Raw genomic sequence first — 23,085 nt, forward strand, 5'->3', positions numbered from 1 at the left:
CATGCGCTGGGTGTGTATTGTCTTCCCGCAATTGGCGCTGGACGGGGTGCAGCGTGTGCACCCCGAGCCCGACCAACCCCTCGCGCTGCTGGCCGGTACGCCACAGCGGCGCGTACTGCAAACCGTCAACGACGCCGCCCGCGCCTTGGGCCTGCGTCCAGGCCTTTCACTGACGGCGGCCCATGCCCTGGCCAAGACTTTTGCCAGCGCCGAATACGACCCCGTGGAAATCGAACGCTGGCAGCAGTTCCTGGCAGCCTGGGCCTATCGCTTCAGTTCCCAGGTCAGTGTGCATTACCCGCGTGCGTTGCTGTTTGAGATCGAATCGAGCCTGGGCCTGTTCGGTCCCTGGCCGCAGTTCGAAGCGCGCTTGCGCAAAGAATTGACCGAGCTGGGCTTTCGTCACCGCATCGTCGCCGCGCCCAACCCGGCGGCGGCGCGGGTGCTGGCCAATATTTACGACGGTCTGGCCATCGACGATGAGGCATTGATGCAGGCCCTCGCACCACTGCCCATCGACCGCGCCGGCCTTGAGCCTCAGGCCGCTACCGCCTTGTCGCGCATGGGCCTGCGCACCCTGTCCCAGGTGCAGGCCTTGCCCCGGCACACCCTGGCACGGCGCTTTGATGCCGGCCTGCTCAAGCACCTGGATGCCTTGACCGGGCAACGCCCGCTGGCCCTTGGGTTTTACCAGCCGCCGGACCAGTTCGATGTGCGCATCGAATTGAATTTCGACGTGCAGTCCCACCAGGCGCTGCTGTTTCCATTGCGGCGCTTGACCGCTGATTTATCCGCCTTTCTCTGCGGACGCGACAGTGGCGTGCAGCGTTTTGACCTGCACCTGGAGCACGCCCAGTTACCCGACAGTGTGATCAAGGTTGGCCTGCTCAGCGCCGAGCGCGAGCCGGCGATGCTGTTCGAACTGGCCCGTGGGCGCCTGGAGCAAGTGCAAGTCACCGCGCCGGTGCGCGGTTTTCGCCTGGTGGCCCAGGACTTGCCGGTGTTTGTGCCGCAGCGCCAGGACCTGTTCGACGACCGCCCGCAACAGACCCTGCCCTGGGAGCAATTGCGCGAACGCCTGCGCGCGCGCCTTGGGGATGAGGCGGTACAAGGCTTGCGTTTTCATGCCGACCATCGCCCCGAGTGCGCTTGGCAAGCAACGGCCGACAGTCGCACATGCCCGACCTTGAACAAGGTGCAACGCCCCGGTTGGCTGCTCAGGGAACCCACCTTGCTGACCGAGCAAGGTGTGCAGATTCTGATGGGCCCGGAACGTATCGAATCCGGCTGGTGGGACGGCGCCGATATCCGCCGTGACTATTACCTGATCCAGACCCGCGCCGGTCAGCAAGGCTGGGCCTACCGCAGCGTGGGGCAGGGCGATGGTTTGTGGCTGCAAGGCTGGTTTGCATGAACTACGCCGAGCTGCATTGCCTGTCCAATTTCAGTTTTCAGCGCGGCGCGTCCACCGCGCTGGAGTTGTTCGAGCGCGCCAAGCGTCAGGGCTACAGCGCCTTGGCGATCACTGATGAATGCACGTTGTCAGGCATCGTGCGTGCGTGGCAAGCGGCGAAGGCGGTGGAGTTACCGCTGATTATCGGCAGCGAAGTGCGCATCGAAAACGGCCCGAAACTGGTGCTGCTGGTAGAAAACCTCAGCGGTTACCAGCACCTGTGCCGCCTGATCACCCTGGCCAGGCGGCGTGCGGAAAAAGGCAGTTATCGCCTGCTGCACGAAGACTTCGACGCACCGCTCAACGGCCTGTTGGCGCTATGGGTCGCCGACGACAGCGACACCCAGGCCTCGATCCAATGGCTGCGCCGCACGTTTGCCGAGCGCCTGTGGCTGGCGGTGCACCTGCATTGCGGCCAAGACGATGCGCGGCATCTGGAGCAGCGCCTGCACCTGGCCGCCAACCTGAATATCCCGGCGGTGGCCTGTGGTGATGTGCACATGCACGCACGCGGTCGACGCGCCCTGCAAGACACCATGACCGCCATCCGCCATCACGTCCCGGTGGCCGAAGCCGGCACGCGCCTGCACCCCAATGGCGAGCGGCATCTGCGCGGCCTTGATGCCCTGGGCACGCTGTACCCCCATGCCTTGCTCGATGAAACCCTGGTCATCGCCCGCCGTTGCACCTTCGACCTCGGCCAGTTGCGTTATCACTACCCGCGCGAATTGGTGCCCGAGGGGCATGACGCCGAATCCTGGCTGCGCGCCGTCACCGAAGAAGGCATCGCCCTGCGTTGGCCTCACGGAATCGACGCCAAGACCATGCAGCAGATCAATCACGAACTGACATTGATCAGCAAACTGGGTTACGAAAGTTATTTCCTCACCGTGCACGATATTGTGCGCTTCGCCCGCAGCCGTTCGATCCTGTGCCAGGGCCGCGGGTCGGCGGCCAACTCGGCGGTGTGTTTTGCCTTGGGCATTACCGAGATCAACCCGAGCCTTACGAATATGCTGTTTGAGCGCTTCCTGTCAGAGGAGCGCAACGAGCCACCGGATATCGACGTGGACTTCGAGCACGAACGCCGCGAAGAAGTGCTGCAGTACGTTTTCCAGCGCTACGGCCGCACCCGCGCGGCGCTGACGGCGGTGGTCAGCAGCTACCACGCCGCCGGTGCGGTGCGCGATGTGGCCAAGGCCCTTGGGTTGCCGCCGGACCAGATCAACGCCCTGGCCGACTGCTGCGGGCGCTGGAGTGATGATGCGCCTCCGCTGGAACGCCTGCGTGAAGGCGGCTTCGACCCGGACAGCCCGATCCTGCGCCGTGTGCTCACGCTCACCCAGCAACTGATCGGTTTTCCCCGGCACCTGTCCCAACATCCCGGCGGTTTCGTGATTTCCGAATACCCGCTGGACACTCTGGTGCCGGTGGAAAACGCGGCCATGGCCGAGCGCACCATTATCCAATGGGACAAGGACGATCTGGATGCCGTGGGCCTGCTCAAGGTGGATATCCTCGCCTTGGGCATGCTCAGTGCGATTCGCCGCTGTTTCGATTTGCTGCGCCGCCACCGCAACCTCGACCTGGCCCTGGCGACGATCCCCAAGGAAGACCCGGCCACCTACGCGATGATCAGCAAGGCCGACACCATTGGCGTATTTCAGATCGAGTCGCGGGCGCAGATGTCGATGCTGCCCCGGCTCAAGCCGCAGACGTTTTATGACCTTGTGATCGAGGTCGCTATTGTGCGGCCCGGTCCGATCCAGGGAGGGATGGTGCATCCGTATCTACGACGACGTAACAAGGAAGAAAAAACCACCTACCCGTCACCGGAACTTGAAAGCGTATTGAAGCGCACCCTGGGCATTCCGCTGTTCCAGGAGCAAGTGATGCAGATCGCCATGGTCGCCGCCGACTACAGCCCTGGCGAGGCCGACCAGTTGCGCCGCTCCATGGCCGCGTGGAAACGTCACGGCGGCCTGGAACCCCATCAGGACCGCTTGCGCACCGGCATGCTGAAAAACGGCTACACCGAGGAGTTTGCCGCGCAGATTTTCGAGCAGATCAAGGGCTTTGGCAGCTATGGCTTTCCTGAGTCCCATGCGGCCAGTTTCGCCTTGCTGACTTACGCCAGTTGCTGGCTCAAATGCCACGAGCCGGCGGCATTCGCCTGCGCGTTGATCAACAGCTGGCCTATGGGTTTCTACAGCCCGGACCAGATACTGCAGGACGCACGGCGCCATCGCTTGCAGATTCGCCCGGTGGATGTGCAGGCCAGCGACTGGGATTGCAGCCTGGAACCCATTGACGGCCAGCAACCGGCGATCCGTATGGGCTTGCGCATGATCGCGGGGTTTCGTGAAGAGGATGGTCGGCGCATCGAGGCCGCCCGCCCTGGCACAGGTTTCAGTGACATTGCTGATCTGGACCAGCGCGCCGGTCTGGACGCCCGTGCCCAGGCGTTGCTGGCCGACGCCGGCGCCCTGCGTGCCCTGGCTGGAAACCGGCACCAAGCCCGCTGGGACGTGGCGGGGGTGCACAAACAATTGGGGCTGTTCGCCGGGCTGCCCAGCCCCGACGAAGCCGTGGTCGCTTTACCCGCACCGACGGTCGGCGAGGACTTGCAGGCTGATTACGCCACCGTCGGCACCACTCTCGGCCCGCACCCGCTGGCGTTGTTGCGCGATGAGCTGCGCAAGCGGCGTTGTCGCAGCTCCCGCGAGCTGATGGCGGTGGAGCATGGGCGTAATGTGAGTGTCGCGGGGTTGGTCACGGGGCGGCAACGTCCGGGCACGGCCAGCGGTGTGACCTTTGTCACCTTGGAAGATGAGTTCGGCAATCTCAATGTGGTGGTCTGGCGCGATCTGGCTGAACGTCAGCGCCAGGCGCTGGTGGGGTCGCGCTTGCTCAAGGTAGACGGGCGCTGGGAGGCGGTCGGCGAGGTGCGCCATCTGATCGCCGGGCGGCTCACCGACCTCACGCCGTTGCTGGAAGGCATGTCTGTGCGCAGCCGGGATTTCCACTGAGGTGACCCCAAATTAATACCAGATGAAACCATCTGCTCCGTGTAAGCTCCAAAAATGGCGACTGTCTTCTCTTTTGCACTGAGCCGAACGATGCAATTTTTATCTAACCCCCACGGCTGTGAAGGTTGGGCCGGTGAAATGGCCCAGCGCATTCGCGCGTTCGATTGGTCGACCACGGACCTCGGTCCCATTAACCAGTGGTCCACTAGCCTGGCCTGTAACGTGCAGATGATGCTCGCATCGCCGATGCCGATGGTGATGTTGTGGGGGCGGGCCGGGTACATGATTTACAACGACAGTTACTCGGTCTTTGCCGGCGGCCGCCACCCGTCTTTGCTGGGGGCTCCGGTGGAGTTGGGTTGGCCGGAGGTGGCGGATTTCAATCGCCATGTGGTGGACACCTGTCTGGCCGGCGGCACTCTGTCCTTCAACAACAAAGACCTGGTGCTGCTGCGCAATGGTCAGCCGGAAACCGTGTGGCTGGATTTGTATTACAGCCCCGTCGCCGGCGACAACCAGCAACCGGCCGGCGTGTTGGCGATTGTGGTCGATACCACCGAACTGGTGAAGTCCGAACAGGTGCGCCAGGAACTCACCCATAACCTCGAACAACGGGTGGCCGCTGAAGTGCAGGCGCGCTCCAGTGCCGAGGACCAGTTGCGCCAATCGCAAAAACTCGAAGCCATCGGCGGCCTCACCGGCGGCGTGGCCCACGACTTCAATAACCTGTTGCAAGTGATCGCCGGCAATCTGCACTTGCTGGCCCGCCATGAGCCAGACAATGCCCAGGTGCAGCGCCGCGTCAACGCGGCCATCGCGGCAGTGGAGCGCGGGGCCAAGCTGTCGGCGCAACTGCTGGCCTTTGCCCGCCGCCAGCCGTTGTCGCCGGCGGTGTACAACCCGCAACGCATCTATGCCGGCCTTGGCGAACTGTTGCAGCGCGCACTGGGAGAAACCATTCATATCGATGTGCAGTTGCCCCAGGATTCCTGGAGCATCAACGTCGACCGTAACCAGTTGGAAAATGCGTTGCTCAACCTGGCGATCAATGCCCGCGACGCCATGAAAGGTGAGGGGGTGATCCGCATCAGCGGCGAAAACATCATCCTTAACCCCGGCGATTGCATCGGCAAAAGCGTCAGTCCCGGAGAATATGTGCGCCTGGCGGTCACCGACACCGGGGTGGGCATGCCACCTGGGATCCAGGCCAGGGTGTTCGAACCGTTCTTCACCACCAAGCGCGACGGTCACGGTACCGGCCTGGGCTTGAGCATGGTGTTCGGCTTTGTGCGTCAAAGTGGCGGGCATGTCGAGGTCAGCAGCGAAGAAGGCCAGGGCACCGTGGTGCAGTTGTACTTCCCGCGCAGCCTGGGCGAGGAGTGCCTTGAAGCGTCAGACGAGCCCGTTGCGTCCGTAGGCGGCCAGGAAACGATCCTGGTGGTCGAAGACAATGAAGGCGTGCGCCTGACGGTGGTGGACGTGCTCGAACAGTCGGGCTACACCGTGATCACCGCCGAGGACGGCGACCAGGCCATGTCGAAGCTCAAAGCTGGCCTGCAACCCGAGTTGATTTTTACCGACGTGGTCATGCCCGGCCGCCTTAAAAGCACCGACCTGGCCGCCTGGGCCCGTGCACAAACCCCGCCCGTGCCGGTGCTGTTCACTTCCGGTCACACCCGCGACATCCTCTCCAGCAACCACCTGCTGAGCCCCGATATTCATCTGCTGAGCAAGCCCTACAGCCCCGAAGCCCTGACGCTACGGGTGCGCAGCGTGCTCACCGCACGATAAGGTTGACCATGACTTCACAGCGCAACATCCCTGCGATCACTGCCCAACGCCCAGGCTTTGTCAGGGTGCGCGGCGCCCGCGAGCACAACCTGCAAAACGTCGACGTGGATATTCCCCGGGATGCCCTGGTGGTGTTTACCGGCGTGTCGGGTTCGGGCAAGTCGTCCCTGGCGTTTTCCACGGTGTATGCCGAGGCCCAGCGGCGCTACTTCGAATCGGTGGCGCCTTACGCGCGGCGCCTGATCGACCAGGTTGGCGTGCCCGACGTGGACAGCATCGAAGGCCTGCCGCCCGCCGTGGCCCTGCAACAGCAGCGTGGCACGCCCAGCGCGCGATCTTCGGTGGGCAGCGTCACCACGTTATCGAGCCTGATCCGCATGCTCTATTCCCGCGCCGGCAGCTACCCTGCGGGGCAAGCGATGCTGTATGCCGAGGACTTTTCGCCGAACCTGCCCCAGGGTGCGTGCCCGCAATGTCATGGCCTGGGCCGCGTGTATGAAGTGACCGAGGCGCTGATGGTGCCCGACCCTTCGCTGAGCATTCGCCAGCGCGCGGTGGCCTCCTGGCCGTTGGCGTGGCAGGGCCAGAACCTGCGCGACATTCTGGTGACCTTGGGCTATGACGTGGATATCCCATGGCGCGACCTGCCAAAAAAGCAGCGCGACTGGATCCTGTTCACCGAAGAAACCCCCACTGTGCCGGTGTATGCCGGTTTCACCCCGGAGCAAACCCGCGAGGCGTTGAAGCGCAAGCTGGAGCCTAGTTACCAGGGCACGTTCAGCGGCGCGCGGCGCTACATCCTGCACACCTTTAGCCATACCCAAAGCGCGCTGATGAAAAAGCGCGTGTCGCAGTTCATGCAGGGCAGCGCCTGCCCGCTGTGTGAAGGCAAGCGGCTGACCAAGGCGGCGCTCTCGGTGAAGTTTGCCGGGGTGGATATTGGCGAGTTGTCGCAGCTGTCGTTGTCGCAGCTGGCCGAACTGCTGCGGCCGGTGGCGGCGGGGCAGGACACGATGAAGCTCTCGGTGGAGAAGCGCCTGGCTGCGCAGCGTATCGCCCAGGACTTGCTGGAGCGGGTCAGCACCTTGATCGAATTGGGCCTGGGTTATCTGTCCCTGGAGCGCAGCACACCGACCTTGTCGTCCGGGGAGTTGCAACGTTTACGCTTGGCCACGCAATTGGGCTCGCAATTGTTTGGAGTGATCTATGTGCTGGATGAGCCTTCGGCGGGCTTGCATCCGGCGGATGGCGAGGCGTTGTTCACCGCGCTTGAGCGCTTGAAGGCCGCCGGTAATTCGTTGTTTGTGGTGGAGCACGACTTGGAAACCATGCGCCGCGCCGACTGGTTGATCGACGTCGGCCCGGCCGCTGGCGAGCATGGCGGACAAGTGCTGTACAGCGGGCCACCTGCTGGGTTGGCTGACGTAGAGGCGTCGCAGACCCGTGAGTATTTGTTCGCCGAGCGGCGTACATCAAATCCCTCTCGCCGCGAACCCAGTGGTTGGTTGAAGTTGGAGGGCGTGACGCGCAATAACCTCAATGGTCTGAACGTGGATTTTCCCTTGGGCTGCTTCACCTCGGTGACCGGCATTTCCGGCTCGGGCAAGTCCAGCCTGGTCAGCCAGGCGCTGCTGGAATTGGTGGGCAGTGGCCTTGGGCGTGTGGTGGAGAACGACGAAGAGCCGAGCCTGGAAGATGACACGCCGCAAACCAGTGGCGGGCGCATCAGCGCCGGGCTGGAACAGATCCGACGCCTAGTGCAGGTGGATCAGAAACCCATCGGCCGTACGCCACGTTCCAACCTGGCGACCTACACCGGGCTGTTCGACAACGTGCGCAAACTGTTCGCCGCCACGCCTGCGGCAAAGAAGCGCCATTACGATGCGGGCCAGTTCTCCTTCAACGTCGCCAAGGGCCGTTGCCCGAACTGCGAGGGCGAGGGCTTTGTCAGCGTCGAGTTGTTGTTTATGCCGAGTGTGTACGCACCCTGTCCGACCTGCCATGGCGCGCGCTACAACCCAGAAACCTTGGCGATCAAATGGCAAGGCTTGAGCATCGCTCAGGTGCTCGGGATGACCGTCGAGCAGGCAGTCGAGGTCTTTGCCGAGCAGCCAGGGGTACTGCGCTCGTTGCAGGTGCTGCGGGATATCGGCCTGGGTTATCTGCGACTGGGTCAACCGGCTACCGAACTGTCCGGGGGGGAAGCGCAGCGGATCAAATTGGCCACCGAGCTGCAACGCAATGCCCGTGGGTCGACCTTGTATGTGTTGGATGAGCCAACGACCGGGCTGCATCCACGGGATGTGGATCGCCTGCTCAGCCAGCTCAATCACTTGGTGGATGCAGGGCACACGGTGGTGGTGGTCGAGCATGAAATGCGTGTGGTGGCCCAGAGTGACTGGGTGATCGATATCGGTCCGGGGGCAGGGGATTTGGGCGGACAAGTGGTGGCCAGCGGTACGCCGCAAAAAGTTGCCAAGAGCAAGAAAAGCCGGACTGCGCCATTCCTGGCCCGAGCGTTGAACTAACAGTTAAACAGGTCCACATGTGGGAGGGGGCTTGCCCCCGATAGCGGTGGGTCAGTCACCCCATCAAGTGCCTGACAGATAGCTATCGGGGGCAAGCCCCCTCCCACAGAGTGATCAGTGTCTGGTCAGTTGGATTTGTGCCTTGGCCTGCTTCACCACATGTTCCACCGTAAACCCAAACTTCTCCTGCAACTTCGCCAACGGCGCCGAAGCCCCGAAGCTGTTCATCACCACCTTGGCGCCGGTTTGCCCGACATAGCGGTCCCACCCCAATGGTCCAGCCTGTTCCATCACTACGCGCGCCGTCACCGCCGGCGGCAACACACTGTCGCGATAGGCCTGGTCCTGTTCTTCAAACAACTCCCAGCTCGGCATCGAGACGACTTGTGCGGCAATCCCTTCGCACTTGAGTTGTTCATAGGCCGCCACCGCCAGGCTGACTTCACTGCCGGTGCCGATCAAAATCACCTGAGGTTTATCCGCCCCCGCCAACACATAAGCGCCTTTGGCTGCACCGGTCGCCGCTGCGTATTGCGTGCGATCCAGAGTCGGCAGCGGCTGGCGTGACAGCACCACACAGCTCGGCCGATGGGTTTGCGCCAGCGCAACTTTCCACAGCTCCAGGGTTTCGTTGGCGTCGCCAGGGCGAAGGGTCAGCAACCCTGGCGTGGCGCGCAACTGCGTCAGGTGCTCAATGGGCTGGTGCGTCGGCCCATCTTCCCCCACGCCGATGGAGTCGTGGGTAAACACGAACACCACCGGCAACTCCATGATCGCCGCCAGACGGATCGGCGGTTTCATGTAGTCGCTGAATACCAGGAAGGTCGAGGTGTACGGCCGCAAATACGACAGCGCCATGCCATTGGCGATGGCGCCCATGGCGTGTTCGCGAATACCGAAATGCAGGTTGCGCCCGCTGTAGTCATCAGCGCTGAAGCGCCCGGCACCGTCGAAGGTGAGGTTGGTCTTGGTCGAAGGCGACAAGTCCGCCGAGCCGCCGAGCAGCCAGGGGATTTGCTGGGCGAAGGCATTCAGTACCTCGCCACCCGCCGCGCGGCTGGCGACGCCCTTGGCATCGGCGGCAAAGTCGGGCAGGTCAGCCTGCCAGTGCTCGGGCATCTCCCCGGCGCGCATCCGCCGTAGTTCATCGGCCAATTGAGGGTCGAGACGGGCCAGGGTCTGGTTCCATTGCTGGTACAGCGGTTCGGCGCGGGCGTGCAGGGCGTCGCGCAAGAGCGTGCGCGCCTCATCGGGCACCAGGAAGCTGGAATCCTGCGGCCAACCATACGCAGCTTTGGTCAGGCGGATTTCGTGATCACCCAACGGCTCGCCATGGGCGGCGGCGGTGTTGTGCTTGTGGGGCGAACCGTAGCCGATCACGCTGTCGACCACGATCAGCGTCGGCGCGCCGGTATTCGCCTGGAAGGTCTCCAGGGCTGCGCTCAGTGCCTGCAAGTCGTTGGCATCGGTGACGTGCAAGGTGTGCCAGCCATAGGCCTGGAAACGCTTGATCACGTCTTCGCTGAAGGCAAGCTCAGTGTGGCCTTCGATACTGATGGTGTTGTTGTCGTAGATCCAGCACAGGTTATCCAGCTTCAAATGGCCGGCCATCGACGCCGCTTCGCTGCTGATGCCCTCCATCATGTCGCCGTCGCCACACAGGGTGTAGACGTTGTAATCGAACAGCACATGGTCGTCATGGTTAAAGCGCTCAGCCAGCCAACGCTCGGCCATCGCCATGCCCACGCTGTTGGCGCAGCCCTGGCCAAGGGGGCCTGTGGTGGTTTCCACGCCTGTGGTCATGCGGTATTCCGGATGCCCCGGCGTCTTGGAGTCGGCCTGACGGAATTGCTTGATATCGTCCAGGCTGATCGCCGGGTGCCCGGTGCGCTTGCCATGGGCATCAATTTCTTTCACACCGGCCAAGTGCAGCAGCGAATACAACAGCATGGATGCATGCCCCACTGACAACACAAATCGGTCACGGTTGGGCCAGTCGGGATGCTCGGGGTGATAGCGCAGAAACCGGCTCCACAGCGTGTATCCCACCGGCGCCAGGCCCATGGGCGTGCCCGGATGGCCGGAGTTGGCCTTCTGCACGGCGTCCATCGCCAGGGTGCGCAGGGTGTTGATGCATAGGGTGTCGACAGTGGTTGCGGCGTTAGTCATGAAACCGGTCTCCCTCAAGTGACGATCTACTGTGGAGGGCCGGGCGCCGCGAAGGTTTGATCCCATTGCCGTTGCCGCGACGAACGGGGACGTATTGACTTCAAACATGACAAGACCCTTTGCAATGGTCTAGCTTCAAGGGCGTAGGCCATTGATCAACTTGCGGAGGTACGTCATGCCAGTGAAACACGACCTGTATCAGGATTTGGGTTTGAGCAAGGAAGTCGTTCACGAACGCAGGGCGAGCGATAAACGGCTGGACTCGCTGCTCACCCAATACGACGCTGCCGACGGCGAGGTGCTCCGGGCGGAATCAGAAAAGGCCGACGACACGGTGGTGGAGGTGTTGAAGAAGAAACGCCTGCTGATCAAGGACGAAATCGCAGGGCGCCTCGACGCCTGAAACGCGGCAAGGTTTGTTCAGATTTGACTGAGGGACATCGTGGGAATCACTCCTTATGATGCGCCCCGTCCGCCCGGCTCTGGGGACGTTTTGCGGCGCACGGATTGTGCTGTTGAGCTGGGTGGACTCCTTCAGAATCGATTGAGAATTGTGCCAAATTTGAAGTGGCGGCGATTTTCATGTCGTAAGCAAGGACGGCGATTAACATACCCGCCGTCATGAAAATAAGTGTTAACGATAGAGTCGATATTTTTTGTTCGTTGAAAAGCACGCCAATAGTTAGTAGGGCGATAGGTAGGGTGAACTGTATAAGTCCGGTAAGGGCCAAGGGCATTTTTCCTGTGGCGAAAGAAAACATTAGCAAAGGTATGATAGAGATTAATCCTGCGAGCCAGATTAGCCCGCTTGATCGGTCGGAAAGTTCGCCAGGTAAAATGATGGGTAAGTCGAATAGCCAGATGACGAGCGCTAAACCGGCGGTCAGGAAAGTAGTTTCTAGGAATAAGCCATTCACAGCGTCTACTGGGGTTGCTTTTTTTAGGTATGTGTACGAGCCCCAAGTGGTAGCGATTAATAAATAAATCCAGTGATTTAAGGTATTGCTAAAGGCGATGAGCAATACAATTGCGATGAATGAAATTGAGATTGCCAGAATTTTCGTGTGCGTGATTCGCTCTCTGTAAATTGAAATGCCTAATACAATGGCGATAAACGGGGCTAGCAGATATCCCAAGCCGCTTTCCAAGACATTGCCGTTAATTGAGGCGCTTATAAAAGTCAGCCAGTTGACGGCGACAAGCAAAGATGCAGCGCAGTGAATGAGGATTGATCGCGGTGTCAGGTTTTTTATTTGATTGACTTTTCGGGGTGTGAATATAAAAAATGAAAGCGCGGCTGTAGATAATATGATCCTGTAGGTGAGTACTGTTAATGGCGGAATCTCTTCAAGTGCTTTCCAATAAAGGGACGATGCCGCCAAGATTAAGTTTGCGGAACCAGAAATAAGTATTGCCATGCAGAGCGCTGCTCGAGAGGGTTGTAGTGGTCGCATGACTTTTATTCTGGTCGATGAGGGAAATCAATGTTTCCCGCCTGGGATGAATGAAGAAAGCTATTCCATTGTCAATAATCTTTGTAGGTAAAACACAGCGCTAGTTGACGTTGTCTTGACCTTCTCTGTTCGACACGATTGCTGTTGTTAGTCAGCGTCGTACCGAATTGAATTTATTGCAAACTGCGAACTTCCTAAAATAATGTAGGGGGTTTCCGCTACCGGTAGTTTGTAAGGGCGTGAAAGACCCCTCTGCGCCCGTGACTATCGCGGCGCAAGGATGTGCTATTGGGCCGGGTGGACGCTGTCTTTCAAGCCAGCAGCGCTTCAGTGCACGCATCGATCGAACGCTGTTGGGTCTCGCTGTACAGCTGCAATTCATCGATGGTCTTGCGCCCCAAAGCCTTTTCGAATTCCGCCTGGTTTGAATTGGCGGCGTAATGACTCTGTGCCGCATCCCCCAAATTCGACTGGAAAATCCCCGCCGCACTCACCGGCAGAAAATCCTCATACACCAACGGCTCTACATCCACATGACCGGCGGCGATCAGTGCTTGCAATGTGCGTGGTTGATCGGCTTGGCCGCGTGCCGCCAGGCCTTGTTCCGTGGCGAAGTAGCGGAAGTACGCCAAGCCTTGTTCGCGCATCTGCTCGTGGTTGTCGGGGAAGGCCTGGAAGTGTTGTTCCATCAAGTGCATGTAGCGCGCGGCGTTGGATTCGTTGGGGAACGCGCCCAGTTCGTCGCGGGCGGCGTTCAGCAGTTGGTCGTAGAGGGCGCGGCCTTTGGGCGTGAGGGCGACGCCACGCTGTTCGATTTCACCGAAGCGGGCGCTGTGGCTGCCTTGGGCGTCGGTGAAGGCGATGGCTTCGTCGAGGGCCTTGAAGCTGGTCTGGCGCAGCAGGATCGGGCACTGGCGGCGCGGTGGGCCTTCGATCACGGCCTTGGGGGTTATGCCCTTGGCGGGCATGGCGGTCTGTACCTGATCAATGTCCAGGGTGCGCGGGGTGAGGTGGTTGATGTGCGGCCCCTTGAAGGCCACCACATCGGCGATCAGGCGGTGCTGGTCACTGAGTTGCTGGTACTGCGCGGCGGTAACGGTGGCGGTGTGGTGCCAGCGGAAGGTTTCCAGGGCCTGGCGGATGAATTCGGCGGCCTCGTCGGCGTTGAGGCCGCCGTTTGTTTCCGCTTTTGCGATAAGCGCCAGGGCGCCGGGGGTGAAGATCGAGCGCTTTGCCAATGCAGTTTGGGCGAAGGCGCGAAGTTCGGCATTCTCGATCAATTCCAGGCGCAGCAGGGAGGTGAACACCCGAAACGGGCTGGCTTGCAGCGCGTGTTCATGCACCGCGCGAAATGCTGTGGAATGCACCGGCACGCCGGCTGGCGTGAGGTCGTAGTAGCCCACGGGCTGCATGCCCATCACCGCAAACAGGCGGCTGATTGTGGCCAATTCCGCTGCTGTGCCCAAGCGAATGGCGCCGTGGCGTTCCATGTCCAGACGCTGGATTTCGCCGGTGCGTTGCAGCTGTTGCGCCAGGCTCGGTTCGCTGTCGAGCACGCGGCTATTGGTCTCGGCCACCAACTCCATCAGCGCGCCATACAGGGGAACTTCATCTCGGTACATATCGGACATGGCCTTGGAAAACCCCTTGCGGATCTCGTCTGGGCTGACATGTGCGGTACTGGGCATAGAAAAATTCCTGATGACGGTGGAGAGGGTGATGGTCTTTTACTGGATTTTGTTGGGCCCCAGGTGCGCTTGCAAACGAAGATTCCTCTGGACTTCATTCTGCAAATGAATGAACGGCATTCTCTGCCAAGTCTTCATGTGCACGCGGGTGTGGATGGGCTCTACACTGCTCCTCACCTTGTCGGCGATGGAGGACCCAATGACGGCCACGCCCGTAACGCAAACGATTGAAGGCCAACGCCTGGCCACTGAAGACGCCGAGCGCTGGCGCGAATGGGGCCCATACCTGAGTGAACGCCAATGGGGCACCGTGCGTGAAGACTACAGCGCCGATGGCGATGCCTGGCGCTACTTTCCCCATGAACACGCGCGCAGCCGCGCCTACCGTTGGGGTGAGGACGGCCTGGCCGGTTTCAGCGACAAGGCGCAACGCTGGTGCCTCGGGCTGGCGCTGTGGAACGAGCGCGATGCGATCCTCAAGGAGCGGTTGTTCGGTCTCAACAACGCCGAGGGCAACCATGGCGAGGACGTCAAGGAACTGTACTTTTTCGTCGATGGCGTACCGAGTCATGCCTACATGCGCATGCTCTACAAATACCCCCATGCCGCCTTTCCCTATGCTGACCTGATTACCGAGAACGCCCGTCGCGGGCTGGGTGATGCCGAGTATGAAATCCTCGATACCGGCGTGTTTGAGGACAACCGCTATTGCGATGTCAGCGTCGAGTACGCCAAGCAGCAGCCTGACGATATTTTCATGCGGGTCACGGTGCATAACCGCTCGGAGCAGCCGACGCGTTTGCAGGTAATGCCTCAACTGTGGGCGCGTAACGACTGGAGCTGGACCTTTGATGCGCCCAAGCCGCAGTTGCGGCTGGACGGCGAGCAGGTGTTGGCCCGTCATCATGAATTGCCGGATCGTTATCTGAGTGCCTGGGGCCAGGATGGCTTGGAATGGTTGTTCTGCGAAAACGAAAGCAATGTCGTCAAGCTGGACGGGCAGCTGGCACCGGGCCCGTTCAAGGATGGCATCAACGATTACGTGGTCAGTGGCGCTCAATCGGCGATTCGCCGGGACACCGGTACCAAGGTTGCCGCGCGGTTCATCCTTGAACTGGCAGGGCAGGAAAGCAAAACCTTGTACCTGCGCTTTGCTCCCGTGGATGCGCCCCCGGCCAACGCCCGTAAATTGTTCGAGCAACGTCGTCAGGAAGCCGATGACTTCTATGCGGCCCTGCAACAGGGCATTGGCGATGCGGACGCGCGCAATGTGCAGCGCCAAGCCCTGGCCGGCTTGTTGTGGTCCAAGCAGCTCTACTATTTCGACGTGAACCAATGGCTCGATGGTGACCCAGCCCAGCCCGCGCCGCCGCCTGAGCGCCTGCATATCCGCAATACCCATTGGCGGCACCTGTCCAACTTCGACATCCTTTCCATGCCCGACACCTGGGAATACCCGTGGTATGCCTCGTGGGACCAGGGCTTTCAGGCGGTGGCGATGGCGCTGATCGATCCGGGTTACGCCAAGCAACAGTTGCTGCTGCTGGTGAAGGATCGCTTCATGCATCCCAACGGCCAACTGCCGGCTTATGAATGGCGCTTCGATGATGCGAACCCGCCGGTGCATGCCTGGGCCAGTTGGCGGGTTTACCAGCAGGACAAGGCGTTGACCGGTGTAGGCGACATGGATTTTCTAGAGCGGATTTTCCATAAGCTGCTGCTGAATTTTTCCTGGTGGGTCAACCGCAAGGACGCCGAGGGCCGCAACCTGTTCCAGGGCGGTTTTCTCGGGCTGGATAACATTGCGTTGTTTGACCGTTCGGCGGCATTGCCGCCGGGGTATCAGTTGGACCAGGCCGACGGCACCGCGTGGGTTGCCGCGTATGCCCTGGACCTGATGCGCATCGCCCTGGAGCTGGCCAGGCGCAATGCCGTGTACGTGGATATTGCGGTGAAGTTTTTCGAACATTTCCTGTATATCGCCGGTGCCATTAACCGGGTCGATGACAGTGCCGAAGGTTTGTGGGATGAGCAGGACCTGTTCTTCTACGACGTGCTGCACAGCCCCGATGGGCAGAACGAGCCGGTACGTTTGCGCTCCATCGTCGGCCTGATGCCGTTGTTCGCCGTGCTGGTGCTGGAGCAGCGCGAGCATGAAGGCCTGGAGGGTTTGCGCGAACGGTTGCTGGGCTTTATGAAACACCGGCCGGACTTGGCTAAATTGGTCTCACGCTGGAACGAGCCGGGGCAGGGCAATCGCTTGTTGCTGGCGTTGTTGCGGGGCGAACGCACAAAGGACCTGCTGCGCCGTATGTTGGAGGACAGTGAGTTCCTCTCTGCGTTTGGCGTGCGCTCGCTGTCCAAAGCCTTCGCCGAGCAGCCCCTGGCGCTGAAGATGAACGGCGACACCCTCAGCGCGCGTTACCAGCCTGGCGAGTCCGACTCACGATTGTATGGCGGCAACTCGAATTGGCGTGGGCCCGTGTGGATGCCTGTCAATTACATGCTGATTGAATCGCTGCGTGAGTTTCATCGGTACTACGCGGATAACTTCTCGGTGGAGTACCCAACGGGCAGCGGGTATCTGTCATCCCTGGAGGAAGTGGCTGAAGGCCTCAGTCAGCGGCTGACCGGGCTGTTTCTAAGGGATGACAATGGATGTAGGCCATCGATGGCGGGGTATTCGCAGTTGGAAGCGGACCCGCTCAGCCGTGATCTGGTGTTGTTCCATGAGTATTTTCACGGGGAAACCGGGCGCGGGTTGGGGGCGTCCCATCAGACGGGGTGGAGTGCGTTGGTGGCGTTGCTGCTGCAACCGAAGGTGTGAGCTGCGGCCTCGGACCTTGATTGATCCCAGGTTAGTTGGCAAAAAAAATCCCGCCTGGAGAGGCGGGATCGAGATGCAAGCTTGCCTGTGAATCAGGAAGGGAACAGCTCACTCAGTTTCATCGCCAGCATCATGTCGCCTTCAGTGCGCAGTTTGCCGCCCATGAAGGCCTGCATGCCGTCAGTCGAACCGTCGACGATGCCTTCCAGGGTCGCGCTGTCCATGACCAGGGTCACTTGTGCGTCCGGGTTTTCACCTTCATGCAGTTCGCAGGTTTTGTCTTTGACGACCAGGGAAAAGTTCTTGGTGTCATCGATACGGAAACCGAATACCAGGTCCAAGCCGTCGGCAGCGCTTGGGTTGAATTTGGCTTTCATTGCTTCTACAGCTTTGGCTACGTCAGTCATGGTTTCGATCCTTTTGGGTGGAGTCCAGTGACCTTGGGGTCACGGTTGGCCGCACTTCATCGGAAGGTGATGAGTTGCGGCGCCTTCAACAGTTGCAAGTGGCTATGACTGTTGAAGGAAGCCAGTGCCACCTCGCGACCGCGGAATTTCAGCTGGTTGAGCGAGGTGTTAACAATTTGCCAGTTCAGTTCGAAAGCCTGTGTAGCAGGCATTCGGGTAATCAGGTGGAGCAGGGCAGTGATGGTGCCGCCGGAGGTGAACACGGCGATTTTCTGTGTGTTGTCTGCGGCATCGAGAATGCGTTGCAAGCCACCCTGAACGCGCTCGACAAACCCCAGCCAGCTTTCCAGTCCCGCTGTGTCATAAGTGCCGGCCAGCCAGCGTTCAATGATCAGGGCGAAGATGCGTTGGAATTCGCTGCGGTTCTGCGCGGCATTGCGCAGGATGTCCAGGGCGTCGGGTTCGGTGGTGAGCAGGTCGGGGAGCAGGGCGCGGATGATCGCTTCAGCATCGAATTCGTTGAAGGCGCTGTCGGTTTCCAAGGCCGGAACCGGCAGGCCAAGGGCGCGGTATTGATCGAAGGCAGCCGTGGCGGTGTGCTGCTGGCGGCGCAGGTCGCCGGCCACGCAGCGGTCGAACACGATGCCCATGTCCGCCAGGTGGCGACCGAGCACTTGTGCCTGCTCCACACCAACGGGCGACAGGACGTCATAGTCGTCTGCACCGAAGGAGGCCTGGCCATGTCGAATCAGATAGATGCTGCCCACGTCCGTTTTCCCGGTACGTTGAAAGTCTGGCGAGGTTATGGGGATGCCAGGGAGCTGTCAATGAAAAAACATACGCTTGTTTTAAAAGCTCCTTAGAGGCCTTGGCTGCCGACGGTTTGATCACTGGCCCGAATGCGGTGCCATCGGTATGCTTGGGCAATCCGCGCCTGGCGCACTGCTCTTGTAAATGCACTTGTAAGGAGTCACATGGATTTTTTGGCCGAATATGCCAGCTTCCTGGCGAAGACTGTCACCCTGGTGGTCGCTATTCTGGTGGTACTGATCAGCTTCGCCGCACTGCGCAGTAAAGGTCGTCGCAAATCCGCCGGCCAACTGCAGGTCAGCAAGCTCAATGATTTCTACAAGGGCCTGCGCGAGCGCCTGGAGTCGAGCCTGCTCGACAAGGACCAGCTCAAAGCCCTGCGCAAGTCCGAAAGCAAAACTGAAAAGAAGAACAGTAAGAAAAAACCCGAGGCCAAGCCACGGGTATTCGTGCTGGATTTCGACGGTGACATCAAGGCCTCGGCGACCGAGAGCCTGCGCCATGAAATCACCGCATTGCTGAGCTTGGCCACGCCCAAGGACGAAGTGGTGCTGCGTCTGGAAAGTGGTGGCGGCATGGTGCACAGCTACGGCTTGGCCTCGTCACAATTGGCGCGTATCCGCCAGGCGGGCGTGCCATTGACCGTGTGCATCGACAAGGTCGCGGCCAGCGGCGGTTACATGATGGCGTGCATCGGCGAGAAGATCATCAGCGCGCCGTTTGCCATCCTGGGCTCCATCGGCGTAGTGGCGCAGTTGCCCAACGTCAATCGCCTGCTCAAAAAACACGATATCGACTTTGAAGTGCTGACCGCGGGCGAATACAAACGCACCCTCACCGTGTTTGGCGAAAACACCGAAAAGGGCCGCGAGAAGTTTCAGGAAGACCTGGATATCACTCATCAACTGTTCAAGAACTTCGTGTCGCGGTATCGCCCGCAGTTGGCGATTGATGACGTGGCCACGGGTGAAGTGTGGCTCGGCGTTGCAGCCCTCGACAAACAATTGGTCGACGAGCTGCAAACCAGCGACGAATACCTGGCCATCAAGGCCAAGACCGCCGAGGTGTTCCACCTGCACTATGCCGAGCGCAAAAGCCTGCAAGAGCGCGTGGGCCTGGCGGCCAGCGGTTCGGTGGACCGGGTGCTGCTGACCTGGTGGAGCCGGTTGACCCAGCAGCGGTTTTGGTAACCCCACCTTCAGAATGCATGGGGTCCCCTGTGGGAGGGAGCAAGCCACCTCCCACAGGGGTATGGGTTTCAAAGACAGGTTTTGTAATAGTTTTGCGTTGTGGGAAACTTGCTTTTCGTCTGTAGGATTCAAGTCCTTTTGTTATTTCAGGATTTGCATGAACACCCTCTCGGAGCCCCCCAGTCGTCTTTCCCCAAGACATCCGCTGCTGCCGTTCCCGCTGAAACATCCCGTATTCCGACTGCTAACCTTGTTCCGGTCCACTGACCGCGCTTTGCCGTGTCCGGCACTCTGAAACCTAGATAGAGATTTATATAAATGGAATGGTTAGCGGATCCAACGGCCTGGCTCGGCCTGTTGACCTTGATTGTGCTGGAACTGGTGCTGGGTATCGACAACCTGGTGTTTATCGCGATCCTGGCGGACAAGTTGCCACCGGAGCAGCGTGACCGTGCGCGGTTGATCGGTTTGTCCCTGGCATTGCTGATGCGCCTTGGCCTGCTGGCGAGTATTTCGTGGTTGGTGACCCTTACCCAGCCGCTGTTCGAGGTGTTCGACAAGAGTTTCTCCGGCCGTGACCTGATCATGCTGTTCGGTGGTGTATTCCTGCTGTTCAAGGCCACCATGGAATTGCACGAGCGCCTTGAAGGGCATGTGGCTCAGCGCACTGGCAACGTGGCGTATGCGATGTTCTGGCCGATCGTGGCGCAGATCGTGGTGCTTGATGCGGTGTTCTCCCTGGATGCGGTGATTACCGCCGTGGGCATGGTGGATGAGCTGGCGGTGATGATGATCGCGGTGATCATTTCCATCGGCCTGATGATCGTGGCGAGCAAGCCGCTGACGCGCTTCGTGAACGCCCACCCCACAGTGATCATGCTGTGCCTGGGCTTCCTGATGATGATCGGTTTTGCGCTGACCGCCGAAGGCCTGGGTTTCCATATTCCGAAGGGTTACCTGTACGCAGCCATTGGCTTCTCGATCCTGATCGAAGTGTTCAACCAGATTGCCCGCGCCCGTCGCAAGAAATCGGCGCAGGGTGTGTTGCCGGTGCGCGAGCGTACTGCCCATGCGGTGATGCGCTTGCTCGGCGGTCGCAGCCTGGCGGTAGAAGAGGTGGGCGAAGACGTGGCCGACTTGCTGGGCGAGACAGATGCCAATCAGGGCCCGCTGTTTGATCGACGTGAACGCGTGATGATCAGTGGCGTGCTGCAACTGGCCGAGCGGCCGATTCGTACCTTGATGACGCCGCGGGCCAAGGTCGACTTTATCGACCTGGCGGACGATGCCGACACGATTCGCCTGAAATTGATGCATTCGTCCTACTCTCGCCTGCCGTTGATCCGCAACGGCGTGGTGGATGAGCCGTTGGGCTTCGTGCATAAAAAGGAACTGCTCAAGGAATACCTTGCCGGCAACGAGCCGAACCTGGAGCACCTGGCGCGTCGAGCGATCAACCTGCTGGAGAGTTTTTCGATCCTCAACGCCCTGGAACAGATGCGTCAGGAATCGACCCACATCGCCTTCGTGATCAACGAATTCGGCGACTTCATGGGCGTGTTGAGCATGACCGACATTCTCGAGTCCATCGCCGGTGAATTGCCGGATGCCAGTGAGATCGAAGGGCCGGATATTGTCGAAGAGGGCGACGGCTTCCGTGCCAATGGCGCCTTGAACCTGACCCAGATTCGTCAGCGTACCGGCTTCAAGGTTGTCGCGACGGAGGATTACCAGACTCTGGCCGGGTTGGTGATGAGCCTGCTCGACCGCCTGCCCGTGGTGGGCGATAGCCTGGAGCATGAGGGCTGGCGCTTGACGGTGGCTGCGGTCGAGGAGCGGCGGGTGACGCAGGTGGTTTTGCGCGCTTGTGGGGGGCATAGAGCATGAATGCGTTTTCGATCGTCTGCACTTGTTCGTCCTCGGGGCCGAACCCTCTGAACGTCTGCATCAGTGTGCCGTTGAGATAAATCAGCAGCGTTGGGGTACCCGTAACCTTCGGGTGCCTCGGGGTTTTCGCGCAATCAAGTACCAGGCTCACCACTGAGCGATACTTGCGGGCAATCCTCTGGAACAGCGGCCCGGAGATCGCGCAGCCCGGGCAGTGATCTGAGACAAACAGCAGGAATACCGGCCGCGACGTGCTCAGTACGCGCTGGTAATCCTCGGCATTTGCAATGGTCGCGGTGGCAACCCCCATGATGATCTCCTTACGAGCGGCGCGGGTTTCTGCCAACGCTAAGCTCGAGGGTCATCGTCGTCTACTGTCAACCTTCACAGGTCCGCGTCACGCTCCAGGCGTTCGCGGGCCTTGCGTGCCTGGTTCGCGCACTTGCGGTATTCCTCATTGTCACTGGACGCTTTGGCGCGGCGATAGCCGTGGTGGTTTTGGCTGCTGTAATTGATGTCGAAGGCTTCTTTGAGCTTGCGCAATTCTTCTTTGCATTCGCGGCGGTCGTTGTTGGCCGACGCGCTGCCGGCGGCCAGAAACGAAAGCAGTACCAGGGTGAGACTGAGCTTCATCGCAATGCAGTCCTTGTCGTTGGGTGTGTGCCAAAGGCTAGCCCAGCACAGGGATTTTTCCATGGGGCGGGCGCACCGTTGGGGTGCGCGGTAACGGGGCGGTGACGCACGCCAATGGCGCTGTGATCCCCTGTGAGGCCTTGGGTAGCAATCTGAATCCGGATGCTGGCGCAACGCCGCATCTTACGCTGCGCGTTATCTATCTGATTACCAAGGACTTTACCGAGGCCGTAGTTTTCACTAAGTGCGTATGGCACACTTTCTGCTGTCTATTCCGTTGTTACATACTAAGTTCCGGTATAGCGGAATACACAACTTCTGGAGTGCTTGTCATGCATCACCGACCTTCCGTGTTCAAAGCGTGTGTTTTTCTCTTCGCCGCATCGGCTTCCCTCGCAGGCGTTGTGCAGGCGGCGGACAGCAAGCTCGATAACGTGCTCAAACGTGGGCATTTGATCGTGGGTACAGGCAGTACCAATGCGCCGTGGCACTTCCAGGGAGCGGATGGCAAGTTGCAGGGGTTTGATATCGACATCGGCCGCATCGTGGCCAAAGGTTTGTTCAACGATCCGAGCAAAGTCGAGTTTGTGGTGCAGTCGTCTGACGCGCGCATTCCCAACCTGCTGACGGACAAAGTCGACATGAGCTGCCAGTTCATCACCGTCACCGCCAGCCGTGCACAGCAGGTGGCGTTCACCCTGCCGTACTACCGCGAAGGCGTGGGCCTGCTGCTGCCGAACAACAGCAAGTACAAAGAGATTGAAGACCTGCAGGCGGCTGGCGATGGCGTCACCGTGGCCGTGCTGCAAAACGTGTACGCCGAAGAACTGGTGCACCAGGCGCTGCCCAAGGCCAAGGTCGACCAATACGACAGCGTCGACCTGATGTACCAGGCCGTGAATTCCGGTCGCGCCGATGCCGCCGCCACCGACCAATCCTCGGTCAAATACCTGATGGTGCAGAACCCCGGCCGCTACCGCAGCCCGGCTTACGCCTGGAGCCCGCAAACCTACGCGTGCGCGGTCAAGCGTGGTGATCAGGACTGGCTGAACTTCGTCAACACTGCCCTGCATGAAGCCATGACCGGTGTGGAATTCCCAACCTACAAAGCCTCGTTCAAGCAGTGGTTCGGTGTCGACCTGCCAGAACCGGCGATTGGTTTCCCTGTTGAATTCAAGTGATCCGGAACAACCGGGGTGCCTGCCAAGGCGCCCCAACT

At 60.3% G+C, this 23,085-nt stretch carries 15 protein-coding genes and 1 pseudogene; 9 read left to right on the plus strand and 7 right to left on the minus strand.

Annotated elements, in window-relative coordinates:
• The first annotated feature begins 1 nt into the window (after position 1).
• The 4 genes from ACVWXD_RS07945 to uvrA all read left to right on the plus strand — a co-directional run bounded on the left by ACVWXD_RS07945 (position 2) and on the right by uvrA (position 8,801).
• Entirely contained in the window at positions 2-1,414 is a 1,413-nt protein-coding gene (locus ACVWXD_RS07945; RefSeq protein WP_095184533.1) for a Y-family DNA polymerase, read from the plus strand.
• Positions 1,390-4,482, plus strand: a complete 3,093-nt coding sequence (locus ACVWXD_RS07950) for an error-prone DNA polymerase (RefSeq protein WP_218186592.1) — start codon at positions 1,390-1,392, stop codon at positions 4,480-4,482. Before ACVWXD_RS07945 ends, ACVWXD_RS07950 begins: the two co-directional genes overlap by 25 nt.
• A gap of 90 nt (positions 4,483-4,572) precedes the next feature.
• The gene (locus ACVWXD_RS07955) at positions 4,573-6,273 is read left to right on the plus strand and encodes an ATP-binding protein (RefSeq protein WP_122756562.1); all 1,701 of its coding nucleotides are present in this window, start codon (positions 4,573-4,575) and stop codon (positions 6,271-6,273) included.
• An 8-nt stretch (positions 6,274-6,281) separates the two neighbouring features.
• Positions 6,282-8,801 carry an excinuclease ABC subunit UvrA gene (uvrA, locus tag ACVWXD_RS07960; RefSeq protein ID WP_457370836.1) on the plus strand — a complete coding sequence of 840 codons (2,520 nt, stop codon included), beginning with the start codon at positions 6,282-6,284 and terminating at the stop codon, positions 8,799-8,801.
• Positions 8,802-8,915: 114 nt separating this feature from the next.
• Here uvrA and tkt read toward each other — a convergent pair whose 3' ends face one another.
• A complete protein-coding gene (tkt, locus tag ACVWXD_RS07965) occupies positions 8,916-10,970 on the minus strand; it encodes a transketolase (RefSeq protein ID WP_457370837.1) in 2,055 nt (684 codons plus the stop codon).
• 175 nt (positions 10,971-11,145) lie between these two features.
• Here tkt and ACVWXD_RS07970 point away from each other — a divergent pair, with 175 nt between their 5' ends.
• Positions 11,146-11,373: a YdcH family protein gene (locus ACVWXD_RS07970; RefSeq protein ID WP_032886572.1), complete on the plus strand. Its 228-nt coding sequence runs from the start codon at positions 11,146-11,148 to the stop codon at positions 11,371-11,373.
• Positions 11,374-11,419: 46 nt separating this feature from the next.
• On the opposite strand, the gene ACVWXD_RS07975 is transcribed toward ACVWXD_RS07970, so the two are convergent.
• The gene (locus ACVWXD_RS07975; protein WP_181643351.1) at positions 11,420-12,388 is read right to left on the minus strand and encodes an EamA family transporter; all 969 of its coding nucleotides are present in this window, start codon (positions 12,386-12,388) and stop codon (positions 11,420-11,422) included.
• A gap of 347 nt (positions 12,389-12,735) precedes the next feature.
• Positions 12,736-14,112 (minus strand): 2-oxoadipate dioxygenase/decarboxylase HglS, encoded by a 1,377-nt coding sequence (gene hglS, locus ACVWXD_RS07980; RefSeq protein ID WP_457370838.1) that lies wholly within the window; start codon positions 14,110-14,112, stop codon positions 12,736-12,738.
• A gap of 199 nt (positions 14,113-14,311) precedes the next feature.
• Here hglS and ACVWXD_RS07985 point away from each other — a divergent pair, with 199 nt between their 5' ends.
• Positions 14,312-16,939 carry an MGH1-like glycoside hydrolase domain-containing protein gene (locus ACVWXD_RS07985; RefSeq protein WP_457370839.1) on the plus strand — a complete coding sequence of 876 codons (2,628 nt, stop codon included), beginning with the start codon at positions 14,312-14,314 and terminating at the stop codon, positions 16,937-16,939.
• 92 nt (positions 16,940-17,031) lie between these two features.
• Here the strand turns inward: ACVWXD_RS07985 and ACVWXD_RS07990 are convergent, their stop codons facing one another.
• Both ACVWXD_RS07990 and ACVWXD_RS07995 read right to left on the minus strand, forming a co-directional pair.
• Positions 17,032-17,346, minus strand: a complete 315-nt coding sequence (locus ACVWXD_RS07990) for an SCP2 sterol-binding domain-containing protein (protein WP_032886566.1) — start codon at positions 17,344-17,346, stop codon at positions 17,032-17,034.
• A 56-nt stretch (positions 17,347-17,402) separates the two neighbouring features.
• Positions 17,403-18,113, minus strand: coding sequence for a histidine phosphatase family protein (locus tag ACVWXD_RS07995; protein ID WP_260368080.1), 711 nt, complete (start codon positions 18,111-18,113; stop codon positions 17,403-17,405).
• Between the two features lie 207 nt (positions 18,114-18,320).
• Here ACVWXD_RS07995 and sohB point away from each other — a divergent pair, with 207 nt between their 5' ends.
• On the plus strand, positions 18,321-19,346 hold the full coding sequence (gene sohB, locus ACVWXD_RS08000; RefSeq protein ID WP_260368081.1) for a protease SohB: 1,026 nt from the start codon (positions 18,321-18,323) through the stop codon (positions 19,344-19,346).
• A 318-nt stretch (positions 19,347-19,664) separates the two neighbouring features.
• A complete protein-coding gene (locus ACVWXD_RS08005) occupies positions 19,665-21,233 on the plus strand; it encodes a TerC family protein (protein WP_032886560.1) in 1,569 nt (522 codons plus the stop codon).
• A 19-nt stretch (positions 21,234-21,252) separates the two neighbouring features.
• Here ACVWXD_RS08005 and ACVWXD_RS08010 read toward each other — a convergent pair.
• Together ACVWXD_RS08010 and ACVWXD_RS08015 are read right to left on the minus strand one after the other, a co-directional pair.
• Positions 21,253-21,543, minus strand: a pseudogene (locus tag ACVWXD_RS08010) (thioredoxin family protein); the annotation flags it as partial.
• A gap of 74 nt (positions 21,544-21,617) precedes the next feature.
• Positions 21,618-21,866, minus strand: a complete 249-nt coding sequence (locus ACVWXD_RS08015) for a hypothetical protein (RefSeq protein ID WP_032886558.1) — start codon at positions 21,864-21,866, stop codon at positions 21,618-21,620.
• Between the two features lie 332 nt (positions 21,867-22,198).
• On the opposite strand from ACVWXD_RS08015, the gene ACVWXD_RS08020 reads away from it, so the two are divergent.
• Entirely contained in the window at positions 22,199-23,047 is an 849-nt protein-coding gene (locus ACVWXD_RS08020; protein WP_032886556.1) for a transporter substrate-binding domain-containing protein, read from the plus strand.
• Positions 23,048-23,085 lie beyond the last annotated feature (38 nt).

This window comes from Pseudomonas sp. TE3911 (genome assembly GCF_054062775.1).